Source organism: Klebsiella sp. Q11 (assembly GCF_964241505.1).
In the GTDB taxonomy this organism is placed as follows: Bacteria; Pseudomonadota; Gammaproteobacteria; order Enterobacterales; family Enterobacteriaceae; genus Klebsiella; species Klebsiella michiganensis.
The window spans coordinates 484,249-502,783 of the sequence record NZ_CAXSXW010000001.1 but is presented as its reverse complement, the minus strand read 5'-3'; the positions used below and the strand labels follow the sequence as shown (position 1 = coordinate 502,783).

Here is an 18,535-nt window from a genome sequence, read left to right as displayed (position 1 = left end):
CGGAAAGTATGGAAATAATTCTTGGCGTAGTGATGTTCACGCTGATCGTCCTGGTACTATCGGGGCTGATACTGGCCGCGCGTTCGAAATTAGTGAATGCGGGCGACGTGGTCATTGAAATCAATAACGAAGCGGATAAACAAATTCGTACTCCGGCCGGCGACAAGCTGCTGAATACGCTCTCCAGTAACAGTATCTTTGTTTCATCCGCCTGCGGCGGCGGCGGCTCCTGCGGCCAGTGCCGGGTGGTGGTGAAAGAGGGCGGCGGTGATATTCTGCCTACCGAACTGTCTCATATCACCAAGCGTGAGGCGAGAGAGGGCTGCCGTCTGGCCTGCCAGGTCGCGGTGAAGCAGAACATGAAAATTGAGCTGCCGGAGGAGATTTTTGGCGTTAAGAAGTGGGAGTGTGAAGTTATCTCGAACGATAACAAAGCCACTTTTATCAAGGAGCTGAAGCTGCGCGTGCCGGACGGTGACGCGGTTCCGTTCCGGGCCGGTGGATACATTCAGATCGAATGCCCCTCGCACAAGGTTGCCTATGCCGACTTTGACGTTCCGGACGAGTATCGCGGTGACTGGGATAAATTTAACCTTTTCCGCTACGTCTCTGACGTGAAGGAGCCAACGCTACGCGCCTACTCCATGGCTAACTATCCGGAAGAGAAGGGTATCATCATGCTCAACGTGCGTATTGCAACGCCGCCGCCGCAGGTACCTGATGCGCCTCCGGGGATCATGTCCTCCTATATCTGGTCGCTGAAGCCGGGCGATAAAGTGACGATTTCCGGGCCGTTTGGGGAATTTTTTGCCAAAGAAACGGACGCTGAGATGGTCTTTATCGGCGGCGGAGCGGGGATGGCGCCGATGCGCTCGCATATTTTCGACCAGCTTAAGCGGCTGCACAGCAAACGTAAAATCAGCTTCTGGTACGGTGCGCGCTCTCTGCGAGAAATGTTCTATGATGACGAATTCGAGCAGCTGGCGCGGGAAAACCCGAATTTTACCTTCCACGTGGCGCTCTCCGATCCGCAGCCGGAAGATAACTGGACCGGCCATACCGGCTTTATTCATAACGTTCTGTATGAAAACTATCTGCGCGATCACCCGGCGCCGGAAGATTGTGAATTCTACATGTGCGGGCCGCCGGTGATGAACGCCGCGGTCATTAAAATGCTTAAAGATCTCGGCGTTGAGGATGAAAACATCATGCTGGACGATTTTGGAGGCTGATGATGCTGACGGTATTTGTTGCGACCTTTGTGATTTTCGCGCTGGTTATCCTGGGAATGTCGCTTGGTTATCTGATCAAGCGCAAAAGTATTCAGGGCAGCTGCGGCGGGATCTCATCGCTGGGTATGGAAAAGGTCTGCGACTGTCCCGAGCCCTGCGATGCGCGCAAAAAACGCCTGGCTCGCGAAGCGCAGCGCAAGCAGGATCGCATCCTATAAACAGCAGGCCGCACCGTGCGGCCTTTTTTGATTTACCAGGCTTTCGCTTTCGCCGGCGAGTCTACCATTACGCCGTCGGCGCCAAGCTCGCTTGCGGTACGAAAATCATCGGCACTATTAATGCCGAAGAAGACAATATGGGCTTTGCCCTGTGAGCGGAAACAATCCATAGCTTCTTTATCCCAGGTGAGCGTGGCTGGCGATACGCCTTCGCCCAGCGTGAACTTCTCCACTACTTCTACCTTGCGTTTCAGCTCCAGACCGTACCAGTATTCATTGCCCGACGCCGCGGTTGGCTGGCACTGGTGGCTAAGTGAAATATTAGCCAGCTTCGTTCGCGTTTCGCCCCGGCTGACGAAATGGGGGATTGATGCTGGCAGCGCCGCGATATAGCGGTCTTCCGTTGAATACACCCGTACGCGCGAGAGGCTATTGGTCTTTTGCAGTACTTCGCTAAGACGCGCCGCCATGATGGCCGGATCTGCATCAGGCGATTTGATATCGATGTAAAAGAAGGTCTGCGGCCACTGTTCCAGTACCGATTGCAGCGTTGGAATGGTTGCGTTTTTACCGCGCCAGGGGTGAGTTTCACCGCCCCATGTCCATCCCGCGTCCATACGGGTCAGCTCGGCAGCGCTGAAGCTTGAGATTTTCCCCGTATGGTCAGTCAGCGCGGACAGATCGCTCGGGCGATATAAGACCGGAACGCCATCCTGGCTTAATTGTACCGTTATCCAAATCGCCTCGGCCTTATTCTCCAGCGCAAGTTTTATCGCCGGAAGGGTATTTTCCGGCGCATCGCCGGTGCCTCCCCGATGCGCAATGAGCTGCGGCGCGGCGCAGGCGCTGCTGGCAATAAGCAAACCAAGCGCAGTAAGTATTGATTTCATGATTGCATTCACCTTATATGCTCATATAACTATATGAAAAGTAACTTATATTTATTGCATTTTTATGTTGTAGCATGTTTTTCAGGATAGTGGATTTAAAAAGATTAAATTTCGCCGTCTTTTGCTATACTGTATGCATGTACAGTCTAAGGTTTGGCTATGCGTAAAATCATCCACGTTGATATGGACTGCTTCTTCGCGGCGGTGGAAATGCGTGACAACCCGGCACTGCGCGACATCCCTATTGCCATTGGCGGCAGTCGGGTGCAGCGCGGTGTTATCAGTACGGCTAACTATCCGGCGCGTAAATTCGGCGTGCGCAGCGCCATGCCAACCGCCACCGCGCTCAAACTTTGCCCCCACCTGACGCTGCTTCCCGGCCGCTTTGACGCCTATAAAGAGGCGTCGAACCATATCCGGGAGATTTTTTCCCGCTATACCTCGTTAATCGAACCATTATCGCTGGACGAAGCCTATCTCGACGTTAGCGACAGCGTTCATTGTCAGGGGTCAGCGACGCTGATGGCGCAGGAGATCCGCGAGACCATCCATCGTGAGCTAAATTTGACCGCCTCGGCAGGAATTGCGCCGGTAAAATTTCTCGCAAAAATCGCCTCGGATCTGAATAAACCCAACGGTCAGTTTGTTATTGCGCCGCATCAGGTCGCGGAGTTTGTCAAAACGTTGCCGCTATCGAAGATCCCGGGGGTCGGCAAGGTTTCCGCCGCGAAGCTCGAGAGCATGGGGCTGAGGACCTGTGAAGATGTGCAGAACAGCGATCTGGCGATGCTGCTCAAGCGCTTTGGTAAATTTGGGCGGATACTGTGGGAGCGCAGCCAGGGGATTGATGAACGAGAAATCAGCAGCGAGCGCCAGCGCAAATCGGTGGGCGTTGAACGAACCCTGATAGAAGATATCCACGAATGGGCGGAGTGTGAATCGATTATTGAGAACCTCTACCCGGAGCTGGAACGGCGACTGGCGAAGGTTAAACCGGATTTGCTGATTGCCCGTCAGGGTGTCAAGCTGAAGTTTAATGATTTTCAGCTCACCACCCAGGAACATGTCTGGCCCCGGCTGAATAAAGATGATTTGATTTCTACCGCGCACAAAGCCTGGCACGAGCGGCGCGGAGGTCGGGGAGTCAGGCTGGTGGGGCTGCACGTGACGCTGCTTGATCCGCAGCTGGAGCGGCAACTCGTTTTGGGATTGTAACGATGTTAACGATAAGAATGTACGAAGAGCGGGATTTTCCGGCGCTATGCGCACTATTTTTACGCGCCGTTAAAGAGACTGCCAGCGCCGACTATTCCCCCCGGCAAATTGCCGCCTGGGCGCAGGTTGATGAAGCCCGCTGGCGGCAAAAACTCGCGGCGTCACGCGTACTGGTGGCAATAAATGATGCCTCGCCGGTCGGGTTTATTACCGCCGTGGATGACTATATCGATTTACTATTTGTCTCTCCCGACTATAGCCGCCAGGGCGTCGCCAGCGCGCTGCTCAATACGCTATTGAGGCAGCTTCCTGAGCGCGCTTATACGGTAGAGGCCAGTATTACGGCAAAGCCCTTTTTTGCGCGTCACGGCTTCACGGTTATTCAGCCACAGGAAGTGACGGTGCGGGGTGAAAATTTTCTTAATTATTTGATGCGGCGGCAAATCGACCCCACATACAGCGCGTGACAGGTATGCCCGGATGCGGTTACCACAATCGGCACGGCGTGCTTTCGCTCGGTCATTTTATAAAGAAAAGGCCCACTCTCTGCGCAGTGGGCCTGTGTTGTCTTACTTCGCCGGAATGGATTTCAGCAGTTCAGTCAGCAGCGTCCAGTACTGGCCCACGCTTTCGATATGAACCTGCTCATCCGGGGAGTGAGGACCGGTGATGGTTGGCCCGATAGAAACCATGTCCATATCCGGATACGGTTTTTTGAACAGCCCGCACTCCAGGCCCGCGTGGATAATCTGGATGTTCGGCGTCTTGTTGAACAGACGCTGATAGGTTTCACGCACCAGATGCATCACCGGCGAGTTGGCGTCCGGCTGCCAGCCCGGGTAGGCGCCTTTCGCTTCGGTTTTCGCACCGGCCAGCTTGCCCAGCGAATCCAGCATGCTCACGACATAATCTTTGCCGCTGTCGATCAGCGAGCGAATCAGGCAGTGAATCTGCACGTTGTCGCTGGTCATGGTCACCACGCCGACGTTCAGCGAGGTTTCCACCACGCCTTTTGCCACATCAGAGTTGCGGATGACGCCGTTTGGCGTGGCGTTCAGCAGACGCACAAAGGTATCACGAGATTGGGCCGTCAGCGCAGGCTGCTCGTTAGCAACCGACTCCAGCAGCACAGTCAGGTTTTTCTCTTTGGCCGCCAGCTCGTTTTTCAGGATCGCCTGGTACTCATTAGCCAGCGCTTTCAGCGCGTCCGCTTTATCCGCGGCCACGGCGACTGTCGCGAACGCTTCACGCGGGATCGCGTTGCGCAGGGTGCCGCCGTTGAAATCGACCAGGCGCAGATCCAGCTCTTCAGCATGGCCTGCGAGGAAGCGTGCCAGCAGCTTGTTGGCATTACCTAAACCAACGTGGATCTCGCCGCCGGAGTGGCCGCCTTTGAGTCCTTTAAGGGTCAGCTTAAAGCTCTGGAAACCGGCCGGAACGGCTTCGCGGGTCAGCGCCAGATCAGAGGTGAAGTCGATACCCCCCGCGCAGCCCATGTAAATCTCACCTTCTTCTTCGGAGTCGGTGTTGATCAGGATATCCGCCTGCAGCCAGTTGGCCTGCAGGCCAAACGCGCCGTCCATACCGGCTTCTTCCGTCATGGTCAGCAGCACTTCCAGCGGGCCGTGAACCACGTTGTCGTCAGCCAGTACCGCCAGCGCGGAAGCCATGCCGATACCGTTGTCGGCGCCCAGGGTGGTGCCGCGCGCTTTGACCCACTCGCCGTCGATGTACGGCTGAATCGGGTCCTTAGCGAAGTCATGAACGGTATCGTTGTTTTTCTGCGGCACCATATCGAGGTGCGCCTGCAGCACAACTGGTTTGCGGTTTTCCATACCGGCAGTCGCGCCTTTACGAATCAGAATGTTGCCAACCTGGTCGCGTTCCGCGTGTAAGCCTTTTTCTTTTGCCCAGCCCATGATGTGCTCAGCGAGCTGTTCTTCGTGATAGGAGGGGTGAGGAATAGAGCAGATTTTGGCAAAAATATCCCACAGCGGCTGCGGGGATAATTGAGACAGTTCAGACACGATAAGTCTCCTTACAATCACCTGCAAAAGTCGTTTGCAGATCGAGGGGTTAGCAATCAAATACACTACAAGCTCGGGCTTGCGCGATGGGGTTGAGAATACCACTTTCCGTGTACTCTGGTAGTGTAAACCACGTAAAAAGAGTCGTCGTGGCCGCTTAACGCTGGTTTTTAGCGCGTCAGATCTCTATAATCTCGCGCAACCATTTTCCCCCTCGAACATTATTTAAGCCGTATTACACAGGCTGGGACACTTCACATGAGCGAAAAATACGTCGTCACCTGGGACATGTTGCAGATTCACGCCCGCAAGCTGGCCACACGCCTGCTGCCGGTTGAACAGTGGAAAGGCATTATTGCCGTTAGCCGCGGCGGTCTGGTACCGGGAGCACTACTGGCGCGTGAACTGGGTATTCGTCATGTTGATACCGTTTGCATCTCAAGCTATGACCACGATAATCAGCGTGAACTGACCGTGCTGAAACGTGCGGAAGGCGATGGCGAAGGCTTTATCGTGATCGATGACCTCGTCGACACCGGCGGTACCGCCGTAGCCATCCGCGAAATGTATCCGAAAGCACATTTTGTCACTATCTTCGCAAAACCGGCCGGTCGCCCGCTGGTTGATGATTATGTTGTTGATATTCCTCAGGATACCTGGATTGAACAGCCGTGGGATATGGGCGTGGTGTTCGTACCGCCTATCGCAGGTCGTTAATTTCCAGCATAAATGCTAATTACCACGCCCGGTTTTGCCGGGCGTGGTTTTTTTTACCCTTGCGCAGGTTACAATAGCTTCAGTGGCAACATGATGGAGGCTGCACATGTCCCAGGCTAACCTTAGCGAAACGCTGTTTAAACCCCGATTCAAACATCCGGAAACCTCCACGCTGGTGCGTCGGTTTAATACCGGAGCGCAGCAACCGATCCAGTCTGCGCTCAGCGGTAATCACGTTGATCACTGGTATCGATTGATTAACCGCCTGATGTGGATCTGGCGTGGCGTGACGCCGCAGGAAATCCTCGACGTGCAGGCGCGCATCGTCATGAGCGATGCCGAGCGAACCGACCCGGAGCTTTACGATACGGTCGTTGGCTATCGCGGCGGCAACTGGATCTTTGAATGGGCCAAACAGGCGATGGACTGGCAGCAGAAGGCCGGTCAGGAAGAGAATCTGCTCGTGAGCGGTCGTCACTGGCTCCATGCGGCAAACCTTTACAGCATTGCCGCCTATCCGCACATCAAGGGCGATGAGCTGGCGGAACAGGCGCAGGTGCTGGCATACCGGGCTTATGAAGAAGCCGCTCAGCGCTTGCCCGGCAAGCTGCGAGAGCTGGAGTTCTCTATCCCCGGCGCCGCGCCGATCACCGGTTTCCTGCATATGCCGCCAGGCGATGGGCCGTTCCCGACGGTACTGATGTGCGGCGGGCTTGACGCGCTACAGACCGATTATTACAACCTGTATGAAAACTATTTTGCGCCGTTGGGTATCGCTATGCTGACCGTGGATATGCCTTCCATCGGTTTCTCCTCAAAATGCAAGCTGACCCAGGATACCAGTCTGCTGCACCAGTATGTGCTGCAGCATCTGGCTAATGTGCCCTGGGTCGATCATACCCGCGTGGCCGCTTTTGGTTTCCGTTTCGGCGCGAATATCGCCGTGCGGCTGGGCTATCTTGAGTCCCAGCGCCTGAAGGCGGTGGCCTGCCTGGGGCCGGTGGTACACGGCCTGCTGGTGGACCCGCTGCATCAGGGGCGGGTGCCGGAGATGTATCTTGACGTTCTGGCTTCGCGGCTGGGGATGCATGACGCTTCCGACGACGCGCTGCGCGTTGAGCTTAACCGCTATTCCCTGAAGGTTCAGGGGCTGCTGGGACGCCGCTGCCCCACGCCGATGCTCTCAGGCTTCTGGAAAGACGATCCGTTCAGCCCGGAGGAGGAGTCGCGGCTGATTACTTCATCATCATCCGACGGCAAGCTGCTGGAGATCCCGTTCAATCCGGTCTATCGCAATTTCGATCACGCGCTGCGGCAGATCGCCCGCTGGATTAGCCATAGATTTAGTTAATATATTGCTAAATTCTATCGATTTGGTAACGTCATGGCATCACTAAAGGAGATCGCAATGACGTTACCGAGTGGACACCTGAAGAGTAAGCTGATTAAGAAATTCACGGCGCTTGGCCCTTACATCCGTGAGGAGCAATGTGAAGACAACCGCTTCTTTTTCGATTGCCTGGCTGTTTGCGTCAACGTAAAACCAGCGCCTGAAAAACGCGAGTTCTGGGGATGGTGGATGGAGATGGAAGCGCAGGAATCGCGCTTCACCTATAGCTATCAGTTTGGATTGTTCGACAAAGAGGGCGTCTGGCGTCCGGTCGCGATTGACGATCCTGAAGTCACTGAAAAGCTTGAAAAGACGCTACGTGGTTTTCACGAACGAGCCGAAGCGTTGCTGGCGACGTTCAGTCTTAAGCTGGAGCCCGCCGATGATTTTAGCGAACCGGTTAAGCTGAGAGCCTGAGTTCCGGTCAGCGGCTGTCATCCTGCTCGCAATAAAACCCGCGTTTCGACCAGCGCGGGTTTCCTTCCCAGGCAAACCCGCGCTAAATACCGTTTAATACCCGAAAGGGTTGACCGACGGCAATCATTCCTGCGGCCAGATCTTTGGTCACCACCGTGCCTGCCCCAACCTTGACGTTGTCGCCCAGCGTGACCGCGCCAATCACCACGGCGTGGGCGCCAAATTCGACGTTATCGCCGATGCGCGGGCTGTCGCCCTCACGGCCCTGACTGTCGGTCACGCTGCCAATCGTGACGCCCTGGCGCAGGGTGCAGTTCTGGCCGATGACCGTTCCCCGATTAATCACGATGCAGTGCGGATGATACAGCTTCAGCCCATAGCCAATGCGCGCTCGCCACGGCAGCTCAATGCAAAATAAACACTCGTTAATCACGATATTGAGAATAACGAAGGGGATCCCGCAGATCTTCCACAGAGGATTACGGCTGCGATAGAGCGTCGCCAGACGATAAAGCAGAACCGCGATTTTCGCTTTTATGCCGCCGCAGGATTTGATTTCCCGGGCGACCAGCCTGATAGCCTCAAACATGGTTATTCCTTAAGGTTAAACGAAGCCAGCGAATACCATCCATCACCGGTTTTACCTTCGTTAGCGAGTTGAATACGCGGCTGGCCCTGATAATTGGTCAGTGCCGCTTCCAGACGATATTGGCCGCCAGGGAGTCCGGCAGGCAGCGGCAGCGTAGCGCTGCTGTGATGATCGCCGGGCAGCCACTGGCGAACGTCATCCGCCGTTTTGATTTGCGTAACGGTCGTTCCGGCGTCATTGACTATCCGCCATTGCACAAGGTACGGGAGATAGGCTGGCGCGACGCCGTCGTTACGCCAGGTGACGTTTAGCGTAAGCGGCATGCCGCTGCGTACGGGCGTATCCCATTCCAGCTGACCCACCCGGTAGCGGTAGCCGATTCGCAATAACGCGCTATCAACGATATCGCGATACGCTGCCGGCACCGGACGCGATTTCAGATTCAGGGTACTGGCGTGCTGCGCTAATGCCCAGTCGAAGCTTGCCTGGACCTCTTCGCGGGTGTAGTGCTGCACGCTTTCCCACTCCGCCATATAACCGCAAATTTCCAGGCTAACGGGGGCGTGCTGCCAGCTATCATTAAACCCGGACCACGCCGTCTGCGCCGCGGCCAGGCGTTGAGGATAATCATCGCGCATATGGCTCCACTCTGCGGAAAAGTTATGCCAGTCTCCCCAGCAATCCGCGCGCCACCCCGCGCCTTTTTGGCTGGCCCAGGCCAGCGAATTACCGCCGCTGATTAACATGATTTTGGGCGTTTTCGGGAAGCTGCTGAAGTGCATATCAACGTAGCGATTGAGCTGCTCCGGAGCGTACTTTTCCAGCAACGGCGCAACGTCAGTGAAATTGGAGTTGTGCCATTCCCCCCACGAACCCACCATGCCGATATCGACAAACGCGAGGTTCGGATTGCCGTCATAACGCGCGCCGAGGGCGTTAAGCAGCTTTTGCGCATAGGCGATAAAGGTCGGATCGCTGAGGTCCGGGACAAAGGTTTTGCCATTTTCGACCCATTGTCCCTGAATGCCTTTTTTGATAAGCCAGGCGGGGATTTTCGAGCCCGATTGCGGTTCATCGAGCGCCATGAAACGCAATCCGACGTTCATCGCCGGCTGATGCCGGGCGGCGACGCTGAAAGCACGATCGATCGGCGCAAAATCATAGACGCCTTCTTCAGGCTCCAGATCGCTCCAGTAAAAGCGATCGTATTCAAACCCGGTGTCCGGATACTCTTTCAGAGAAGGTTTCTGGCCATAACCATCGTGGAAACTGGCCACGCCGATGCCTGGGTTTGTCAACAGACCGGTAAAGGCCGGCGGGGTGATAACCGTGCGTTCAGCCAGCACTGCCGCTGAGGGTATGACTCCGGCCAGCAGTAGCGCCACAAGGCGCGCGGCGCGGCGCAGCGAAAAAGAGCTCATCGTTAATTCACTTTATCGTGGAGGTTCACAAACCACGTCCAGATACCGACGTGGAAGTTTTTAAACACATCGATACCCAGCGCTGATTTCAGCATATAGAGCGCCAGCAGCACCGCAAGAATGGCGAACAGCACGGCGATGGTAATCGCCAGGGTGGAGAATATACGCCCGAGCAGCGTACTCTCTCGCGGAATTTTGCGCAGATCGCGGCCGCATAAAAAGACCACGAAATAGCGGCGATGCAGAAAAGGAAAGCTATGGCGAAAATCGATGCGATGGCGCGAGGCCAGGCTCGCTCTCACCAGCGCCTGTTCAATACCGCGCTTTTGCTCCGGCGTGAGTGAGGTTTCTGTTTCCGGGTCAAGCGCGGAATAAAAGCGCTCGACGACCAGGTCGGATGTTGATTTAGTCACGGTTGACTCTTATTCATTAAACGCTGATAGACCTGAGCGGTTTTTGCCGCAATGTCCGGCCAGCGGTATTTAGGCATCAGTTGGCTGTAATCCGCGGTCTCCTCGCCGCGCCAGGACTGGAGCTTTTGCGCCAGCGCGGCGACATTGCCCGTCGGAAAATAGACCTCGGCAGGCAGGCCAATCTCGAGGTTGGCCGGAATATCGCTGACGATAACCGGCAGAGACCAGGACATGGCCTCCAGCAGGGCAATGGGCAGCCCTTCGTGATAAGACGGTAGAACAAAAAGCCCGGCCTGTGAGAACAAAGTGTGCAGCGGATCGCCGCTAATGAAACCGGTCATGATCGCTCCCGGGGTTTCGGCCGCCTGCTTCTTCAGCCGCTCGCTGTACTCATCGGGATGGTCGGCATCGCCAATCAGCACCAGCGGCAGCGAACAGTTCGAGGCTTTGTAGGCGGCAAGCAGATCGTGCAGCCCTTTTTCTTCCACAAAACGGGCGACGGCGACAACGTATTGCCCGGCTTTCAGCGAATACTGATTCAGCGTGGCCCGTCGCGTCTCTTCGGCGGGAAGCTGCGGTTGGCGCACGCCGTTATAGATCACGTTAGCGTTGGTACGCCCGTGTTTGGTCTTAATGAGCGTATTAATCACTTCCGAGATAACAATAACCTCGTTGGCATATTTCACCGCCCATTTCTCACCGAGGCGCAGCATCTCTTTCGCCATTTTGCCCCACTTCTGCCTGTCGTAGTCCGGGCCGTGGTGGGTAAAAACGACGCGTTTGCCGAGCAGGCGCAGCAGCGGGACCACCAGGCCAGGGCCGACCGCATGAACGTGAACCACATTTGAGCCGTCAAACAGGGTGCTGAATGCGGCGAGCGTAGAGTGAATAATGGCTTCGAATTTACGGCTTTTGGGTGCCCACAGGCTTTTCAACCGCACGCCTTTATATTCGCTACGGCGATAGTCCACGTACGGTGAGCGGGCAATGACGCAGATATCGGCGTGATTCTGGTGATAGATTTCCGGATAGAGATTCTGGCAGTGGGTCTCCACGCCGCCCTGGACGTTCGGAATACCGCGGGTGCCAAGCACCGTCACTTTGAGCTTCATTTCGCTTCCCCCACGAGCTGCTGATAGAGTTCCTGCAGAACCTGCATATGCCGGGCGAGATCGTATTTCTCCTCTAAACGCTGGCGTGCGTTGATGCCCATTTCACGCGCCTGCTGCGGATTGGCGGCCAGGCTATCCATGATGCGCGCCAGCGCGTCGGCATCCCCGGGTTCCACCAGATAGCCATCAATGCCATCGCGAATTTGCTCCGGAATGCCGCCGATATTGCCGCCGACGACGGGGCGACCGAACGCCATGGCCTCCAGCACCGACATCGAGCAGTTTTCATAATATTCGGAAGGGACGATCACCGCCCGCGCGCCGCGAATCAACGCGTTGAGCGCGTCTCCGTGGCGCATATAGCCGAGAAATTCCGGACCGCTAAAGCGGGCGCGCAGGTCGCTGCCGAGAGGGCCATCGCCGACGATTTTCAGCGGCATGGACTGCTGCATTTTTTGCTGCGCCAGCGCCAGGGTGGCCACGCCTTTCTCACGGCTCAAGCGGCCAATATAGAGGAAATAATCCCCCGCCGTATCGCCCGGGATCGTGGTGCTGGCATCAATACCGTTGACGATCACATCGATCCGCGACCTGGGTAATTTACGCCGCAGCGTCTGACGCATAAATTCGCTGGGAGCGATAATGCAATCGAGCATGGCGTAATTTTGCGCGAACTTTTGCCAGTAGGCTTCAAGCGAGAGCAGCAGGCTTTTAAAGGTATCGCCCTGCTGGCAACGATGGCGAAAGGCGTTGCTCACCGAACCGGTAAGACAGTCATCGCAGACGTGGCCATCGCGCAGCATGGTGTACGATGGGCAGACGATTTTATAATCGTGCGCCGTCAGTACGGTTTTGCAGCCAAAGCGCTTAGCGACGCCAATCAATGCGGGCGTCAGCTGATGATAAATATTGTGAAAGTGCACAATATCCGGGCGCTGCTCCAGCAGCAGGGTGTTGAGTTTATTGCAGGCCTCAGCGTTGTAGATAAAGTCGATGCCCGCTTTGAGCTTGCCCGTCAGCCCGTGGCTTTGATGATAATCCACGTTATGTACGAAGAAGCTTTCCCAGGGCGAAGGCTTATTTTCCGCATGCTGCATGCTGAAGTCGACAACCTGATAGCCCGCTTGCAGCATGGCGTCTCGCTCCTGGAAAAAAACGGTTTCCGCTCCGCCCTTAATAAAAAAGAATTTATTAACGAATAATATTTTCATGTTCTGTCTGGATATGTTTTGGGTTGGAGACGGTCACGGCGGGTTGTTTCAGCGGATCGCGAACGGGGTTAATGACGCCTCGCACCATGCCTGCGGAAAATAACGATAAGTTGATCACGCTCTGGACGCCGTCGCGCAGCGACTTATTTTTAATCGCCTTCAGCGCGATAAACGCCAGCAGCGGAAGCAGGGCGATAATAATCACCCCGGGATTGAACGACAGGAGGCAAATAATCAATACCAGGATATACAGCGTGAATATTAGTTCGTTGCGAACAATCTTAAGTGCGGCGGGGAAATGCTTTTTTCCCCAGCAGTTGCGTAATAGCTCACCCGGCGCCCATAAAAAACCGTTCTTCCAGCGATAGGTCAGCATTTTAAATGTCGGCATGGTATAGGACGCATGGCTAAAATAGGGCGCGGCGAGGCGGTGGAGTTTATAGCCCGCGGCCTGCAAGCGGATCCCCAATTCGGCTTCTTCATAACCGTGAAGGTTAAGATTGGTCAGATAGCCAATTTTCTCGATTGCCGAACGGCGGTAAAGGCCGCCGCCGCCAAGATGATCGGTATCGCCCTGCGGATAGATAAGATGCAGACGCTGCTTGCGCGATTTAAACTCATAGTTAGCGGCGTCATCCATCTCGACGCTGCCCGCCACGCCCGCATATTCGGGATGCGTTTCAAGAAACGCCACGGCGGTGTCGAGAAAACCCGGCTCCAGCTCCATATCGCCGTCCAGCAGCAGCAGATAGTCCCCTTCGCTGAATAACCAGCCCAGCTGGTGGCCCACGCCGCAGCAGCGATCTTTCGCGTTATCGAGGCAGACCACCATCGCGTCTTTGGCGACGGCCAGCTCGCGGGTATTATCGGTGGACAGGCTATCGGCGACGATAATCTGATGCGGGTAAGGCTGCAATTGCTTGCGGACGCTGTCGATCGTTTTTTCAATACCCTGCGCTTCGTTGAGGGTCTTAATGCTGACGGTAATTGATGGCGTTTTATTCATATTGGGTACCGGAGTTCAGACGGACGGAACGATGAATGACAATAAGCGCCCCGAGGGCCAGCCATAATAAAAACTGTAGCATGGGAATGATCATCAGGATCTGGCTGTAGGGAAGGCTGAGCAAACAGCCAATGGCAAAGACGTAAAACGCAGGCGCGGAGCTGAGCAGCTGTAAATCTTCCCGTTTGAGATCGTAGCGGGAAAAGGTCTCTTTGGGCCGCATGCCGATGAGAATAGCGGCAATCATGGCGATAAATAAGATCACGCCGATAATACCGACTTCCCACAGCATCATGCTCAGCGCGGTGGAGTCGAGTATCAGATGATACCAGGCGCCAATATAGCCGGGGGAGACGGTACTGCCGCTGTTGGTGGCGTTCAGACCGTAGCCAAACAGCATCCCGCCGGGGCCAAAAAGCTCGTTATGCTGGAGCCAGAAGAAAATAGTGGTAAACCGGCCGAGCTCGCCGCTTTCCATAATGTAATTGGTATCAAAGATATAGCCGAGGGAATCGATAAATACCGAGAGCGCGCTTTTGGTTGGGTCCCCGCCGAAGGCCGACGAGTAATTGGACGCCAGAATGGTGATAGCGGCAAAAATTAGCACCACCATTCCGGCGGCGATAATCATCAACGAGCGCAGGGTGACTTTGCTGATGCCGCTGACATAAGCGGGCATGATCCACAGCAGCGCCAGTAAGAAAGGCGACAGCAGAATCACGAACTTTACCTCGCCCACCACGCAGAGGAAAAAGGCCAGCACGATATGCGCCGCCATCGACTTGAACGAGCAGATACCGTGCTTAAATTCGGACACCTTCAGCAGCATAATCAGCAGGCAGAACATCCCCATAGCCGCGGTATTGCCGCCGCCCATCGGGTCGCCGCCAAACGTGCCGACCACCGAATCCCACTTTTCATCCTCGCCGCGCAAAGCCACGCGTTTTGGCACCACCACCAGCACCTGATAGATAGCCAGCGGGAACTGGACGTAGAACAGCCAGTAAAATAGCCGGGTCAGGCGGTGCAGCTGCGACTCGCGAAACATGCCGAGCAGCATGCAAAACATCACCAGCGACAGGGCCAGTTCGTTTTTGAAGCCGACGATGGCGGTAACGATGCCGGATTGTAAAACCGTGGCGCAGAGGCTAAGGATGATAAAAGTCAGATACAGCGCCAGCACCACCTTCTCGCGCGCGCTAAGCGCCAGCGGCTGCGGCCGGCTTTGCATCATCAGCAGGACCACCATCACCAGCACCATGAAAAAGGGGAGCCACAGCACGGCTGCCACGCCGGTGAAATACTGAATCGTGCCGCAGAAGACGATGGTCGTCAGCGCGAATACCTCCAGATAGCGACCGGTGTTTAGCTGCATATTTTCTGCTCCTGCCGGGAGAGCTGTAGCGCCCGTTTGTTCATTTTCAGCAGGATGAACAGATAGCGAATGCTGGTCAGCACGGAGAACGTCAGGAGGGCTATCTCATAGCGCTGGCCCAATTCAGGCAGCGCGATAAAAGCGACGATAATGATCAGCAGCTGCTCGATCTGAATACGTAAAAAATAGCGTTTAGAACCAAAGATAAGCTCAATAACGGTCAGCGGACTGACGGCCAGCGCGGCGAACAGATAAGGCAGCATATAGCGTGAGGTCGGAATGGAATTGAGCCACTCCTGACTGAAGCCCAGGCGCATGACCAGCGGATAGAAAATCCAGATCCCAAGGATACAGATCAGCGCCGCGGCCATCAGCAGCAGGCGAATCTTTTTGTACTCCGGATAGTTAAAGGTGCCGTTGCGAAAATCCATCGACCATTTTGAAAAGATGGAGTTGCGCACCGCGTTACCGACAATCATCACCGGTGATAAACAGAAGCGGCTCACCACCGAGAAATAGCCCGCGACCAGCGGTGAAAACCAGATATTTATCAACATCGTCGGCAGGTTATTGCTGGCCATCGCCAGCACTTCCGCGCTGCCGACGCGGCTGAGGTGCTGCCAGTGCTGGCGCGCAAAAAGGCCGTTCGCCCGTGGTGAAAAGTGCGCCGGCGTCAGGGTGCTGAAGCGAAACAAACGCAGCAGGCAGAGGCCGAGCAGCAGCAAAATGCCCGCCATCCAGGCAATATAGAACAGCGTGGTATTCGGCATCGCCAGCAGAGCTATCGCCACCACCAGCGACACGGCGATACGCTGGAAGGTGAGGAACTGATAGTTACCGCCGCGCAGCGAGAGGTTCTCGGCGATCAAAACCAGCGCATAGCCGAAGGTGAGCAGGTAGAGAAACGCGATATTGAGATGGAATATCAGTCCGGTGATGACCGCCCACGGCAGCGCCAGAAGCAGGCTTTGCAGCAGGCAAAACACCACGTTCTGCCCCAGCTCATGCTCTTCCTGGCGCGGGATCAGCAGCTGCGACGCAAAGGTGCAAACCTGCGCGCCAATCAGCACGTTGCTGTAGATCATCGCATAGTGCCCGACTTCCGCCATGCCGTAGCGATGGGAAATCAGCCATACGGAAAAAGCGCCGATCGCCTGCGAGAGGACCGAGGAGCTGGCGATTGAAGAAATACTCTTAATTAAGTTCATAATCGCTACTTCGGTGAAATCAGTTCGCCCATGCCGCGCTCGGGCAGGCGTTTGCCCTCCTGCGTCTCCAGGTTCTCTTCTTGTACCCGGTTAAGCATGGTGGCGACAGGCGTTGGCGCGGCGGCTTCCAGACGATGTTGCGCGTCGCGGATGCGTGACGCCTGCTCGCCTGCGTTGACCACCAGCAGGCTGATATCGACGTGCGGCGCCAGCAGCAGGGCGTCCTGGGCCAGTCCGAGCGATGGCGCATCAATAATCAGATAATCGTAGGTCTGCCGCAGCGTCGTCAGCAGCGCCGGGAGCCGCTCAGAAGTGAGCAGCAGCAGGGCTGAGTCGCTGAGTTCGCCTCGCGGCATAAAATCCAGCGTCTCGGAAAGGGGGGCCACCGCCTGGGACGCGGCGCTGCGGTCATCAAGACGCTCGCTGAACCCTGTTTTATGCTGAGGATAGCGCGCGGAGAGCCCCGCGCTTGCCAGATAATCTATATCGATGAGCAAGGTTTTGCCTGACTTAGCGGCGGACCACGCCAGCATTTCGGCAATCAGGCTGCTGCCGGCATCGGCCTGCGCGGAGGTTACCAGTATCGTCCCGCTATGAGTATTCTGGCCGAGCAGCGCCAGGCGCAGGCTGTGGAGCATATCGGCATACAGCAGGTTCTGGAACGTCAGCTTCGCGCTGTTCGCCTGAGGCAACAGCGGAAACTCACCGCTGGCATCAAGGCCCGTTTTGGCTTTAAGTTCGCTGATGCTGTTCACCGTTTTGTCGAGCGCGGTGCTGACTATCAGGTACATGATGTACAGCGCCAGCGCCATCAGGGTCGCCATCACGATAAGCAGACCGCGCTGCGGTTTAGAGGGAAGATTTGGCGGCACGGCGGCATCGTAGATCACTTCATCGGGAACCGAAAAGCTCTCGGAGAGCTTCTGCTCATTCGCCCGCTGATACAGCGATTTATACAGCTCTTCGGTTTTGTTCAGCGCGGTCATCATGGTGTTGTATTTGTCGCGCCTGGCGCCCAGCGCCTGGAAGTCGGCTTTCTGGTCGTTGAGCATCTGCTGATAGTGCTGTTCATCGTCCAGCGCGATCTGATACTGCTGGCGTAAGCCGTTAAGCAGTTCCCCCAACACCTGGCCTATCTGCCCGTTGACGACCTGCAGCTGGGCCTGAGCCTGAAGATATTTCGGATGCTTAGGGCCATAGTGTTTCGCCGCTTCCGATAGGTTACGCCGCGTCTGGATCAGCGCGATACGCAGATCCTGAATCTGCGGATGACCGGAAATTTCCGGCAGCGAGATGATGGCTTCCGGCGCTTTTCCCTGCTGACGGCGCACTTTGTCCCACACCGTTTGCGCTTTCAGACGGCGCTGGGTGGCGTCGGCCAGATGGTTAATCACGATCCCCAGGCGCTCGGTCTCGTAGCCATCCATGCTGCGAAAGGTCAGCAGGCCGTTTTGTTTGAGAAAATCATCGATGTCGGCTTTCTGGCGATCGAGCTTATCGCGCAGGTCGTCCATCATTTTCTCGTTCCAGCCCTGGGCCTGAAGTAAAATTTTCTGCTTCTGCGCCAGACTGTAATCGATAAACGCCTGCGCCACGCCGTTGGCGATATCGGCGGCTTTTTGCGGCGATTTCGCCTCCATCGAAACGGATACCAGCTGCGTGGTGCGCACGCCGGAGATGGTCAGGTTTTTTTGCAGGGCGCGCAGCGCATTATTGACCCGCGCGGCCTCATCAAGATTGTCCCCGCCGTTAAATTCCGGGTCCCGATCCAGCTTTAGCGCTTTTACCGCGGCTTCCAGCACCACGCGGGAGCCCATCAGCGCGTATTTGGTTTCATAGTAATCGCTGCGGGTGGAATCATAGTTTTCCAGCCGCGGCAGGGGGGTAACGTCCTGCGACTGCGCTTTAAACAGCACCGTCGCGGTTGCGGTATAGCTGGATGACATAAAGCGCGTCAGGATCCACGACGCCGCGGCAGCCACCACCACCACCACCAGGCACCAGATCAGCTTGTGCTTAATTTTGTTGAAATAAGGCGTGAAGTCGATAAAGCCTTCTTTCTTCTTTCCATTTTCAACTAATGAAATAGCCATA

At 55.8% G+C, this 18,535-nt stretch carries 18 protein-coding genes; 7 read left to right on the top strand and 11 right to left on the bottom strand.

Annotation, left to right across the window (positions count from 1 at the left end):
* Nucleotides 1–8: 8 nt before the first annotated feature.
* Together nqrF and nqrM are read left to right on the top strand one after the other, a co-directional pair.
* Entirely contained in the window at nt 9–1,232 is a 1,224-nt protein-coding gene (gene nqrF, locus ACESQ2_RS02285) for an NADH:ubiquinone reductase (Na(+)-transporting) subunit F (protein WP_049070946.1), read from the top strand.
* Nucleotides 1,233–1,234: 2 nt separating this feature from the next.
* Entirely contained in the window at nt 1,235–1,450 is a 216-nt protein-coding gene (nqrM, locus tag ACESQ2_RS02280; RefSeq protein ID WP_004847934.1) for a (Na+)-NQR maturation NqrM, read from the top strand.
* A gap of 32 nt (nt 1,451–1,482) precedes the next feature.
* Here nqrM and ACESQ2_RS02275 read toward each other — a convergent pair whose 3' ends face one another.
* Nucleotides 1,483–2,340, bottom strand: coding sequence for a glycerophosphodiester phosphodiesterase family protein (locus ACESQ2_RS02275; protein WP_014228033.1), 858 nt, complete (start codon nt 2,338–2,340; stop codon nt 1,483–1,485).
* Nucleotides 2,341–2,499: 159 nt separating this feature from the next.
* Between ACESQ2_RS02275 and dinB the strand changes: the two genes are divergently transcribed.
* Entirely contained in the window at nt 2,500–3,555 is a 1,056-nt protein-coding gene (gene dinB, locus ACESQ2_RS02270) for a DNA polymerase IV (RefSeq protein ID WP_025107266.1), read from the top strand.
* A gap of 2 nt (nt 3,556–3,557) precedes the next feature.
* Entirely contained in the window at nt 3,558–4,022 is a 465-nt protein-coding gene (locus ACESQ2_RS02265; protein ID WP_227634515.1) for a GNAT family N-acetyltransferase, read from the top strand.
* Between the two features lie 102 nt (nt 4,023–4,124).
* On the opposite strand, the gene pepD is transcribed toward ACESQ2_RS02265, so the two are convergent.
* Nucleotides 4,125–5,582, bottom strand: coding sequence for a cytosol nonspecific dipeptidase (gene pepD, locus ACESQ2_RS02260; protein ID WP_014837473.1), 1,458 nt, complete (start codon nt 5,580–5,582; stop codon nt 4,125–4,127).
* 258 nt (nt 5,583–5,840) lie between these two features.
* Between pepD and gpt the strand changes: the two genes are divergently transcribed.
* From gpt to crl, 3 genes are all read left to right on the top strand, one after another.
* Nucleotides 5,841–6,299: a xanthine phosphoribosyltransferase gene (gene gpt / locus ACESQ2_RS02255; RefSeq protein WP_004129200.1), complete on the top strand. Its 459-nt coding sequence runs from the start codon at nt 5,841–5,843 to the stop codon at nt 6,297–6,299.
* A gap of 106 nt (nt 6,300–6,405) precedes the next feature.
* Complete coding sequence (frsA, locus tag ACESQ2_RS02250) at nt 6,406–7,650, top strand: esterase FrsA (RefSeq protein WP_004129202.1); 1,245 nt, start codon at nt 6,406–6,408, stop codon at nt 7,648–7,650.
* A 57-nt stretch (nt 7,651–7,707) separates the two neighbouring features.
* Nucleotides 7,708–8,106, top strand: coding sequence for a sigma factor-binding protein Crl (gene crl / locus ACESQ2_RS02245; protein ID WP_004847949.1), 399 nt, complete (start codon nt 7,708–7,710; stop codon nt 8,104–8,106).
* Nucleotides 8,107–8,188: 82 nt separating this feature from the next.
* On the opposite strand, the gene ACESQ2_RS02240 is transcribed toward crl, so the two are convergent.
* From ACESQ2_RS02240 to ACESQ2_RS02200, 9 genes are read right to left on the bottom strand one after another with little or no spacing between them, the layout of a single operon-like run.
* The gene (locus ACESQ2_RS02240; RefSeq protein ID WP_049084249.1) at nt 8,189–8,695 is read right to left on the bottom strand and encodes a serine acetyltransferase; all 507 of its coding nucleotides are present in this window, start codon (nt 8,693–8,695) and stop codon (nt 8,189–8,191) included.
* 2 nt (nt 8,696–8,697) lie between these two features.
* Nucleotides 8,698–10,116 carry a DUF4832 domain-containing protein gene (locus ACESQ2_RS02235; protein WP_172869240.1) on the bottom strand — a complete coding sequence of 473 codons (1,419 nt, stop codon included), beginning with the start codon at nt 10,114–10,116 and terminating at the stop codon, nt 8,698–8,700.
* 2 nt (nt 10,117–10,118) lie between these two features.
* Nucleotides 10,119–10,529 carry a hypothetical protein gene (locus ACESQ2_RS02230; RefSeq protein ID WP_025107261.1) on the bottom strand — a complete coding sequence of 137 codons (411 nt, stop codon included), beginning with the start codon at nt 10,527–10,529 and terminating at the stop codon, nt 10,119–10,121.
* A complete protein-coding gene (locus ACESQ2_RS02225; RefSeq protein ID WP_373170130.1) occupies nt 10,526–11,641 on the bottom strand; it encodes a glycosyltransferase family 4 protein in 1,116 nt (371 codons plus the stop codon). Before ACESQ2_RS02225 ends, ACESQ2_RS02230 begins: the two co-directional genes overlap by 4 nt.
* A complete protein-coding gene (locus ACESQ2_RS02220) occupies nt 11,638–12,852 on the bottom strand; it encodes a glycosyltransferase family 4 protein (protein WP_047724377.1) in 1,215 nt (404 codons plus the stop codon). The genes ACESQ2_RS02225 and ACESQ2_RS02220 overlap by 4 nt, the downstream gene beginning before the upstream one ends.
* Nucleotides 12,833–13,858, bottom strand: coding sequence for a glycosyltransferase family 2 protein (locus ACESQ2_RS02215; RefSeq protein WP_014837478.1), 1,026 nt, complete (start codon nt 13,856–13,858; stop codon nt 12,833–12,835). The genes ACESQ2_RS02220 and ACESQ2_RS02215 overlap by 20 nt, the downstream gene beginning before the upstream one ends.
* Complete coding sequence (locus ACESQ2_RS02210; protein ID WP_014837479.1) at nt 13,851–15,233, bottom strand: hypothetical protein; 1,383 nt, start codon at nt 15,231–15,233, stop codon at nt 13,851–13,853. The genes ACESQ2_RS02215 and ACESQ2_RS02210 overlap by 8 nt, the downstream gene beginning before the upstream one ends.
* Entirely contained in the window at nt 15,224–16,441 is a 1,218-nt protein-coding gene (locus ACESQ2_RS02205; RefSeq protein ID WP_014228045.1) for a lipopolysaccharide biosynthesis protein, read from the bottom strand. Before ACESQ2_RS02205 ends, ACESQ2_RS02210 begins: the two co-directional genes overlap by 10 nt.
* A 5-nt stretch (nt 16,442–16,446) precedes the next feature.
* Nucleotides 16,447–18,534 carry a GumC family protein gene (locus ACESQ2_RS02200; protein ID WP_373170129.1) on the bottom strand — a complete coding sequence of 696 codons (2,088 nt, stop codon included), beginning with the start codon at nt 18,532–18,534 and terminating at the stop codon, nt 16,447–16,449.
* Nucleotide 18,535: the final 1 nt, after the last annotated feature.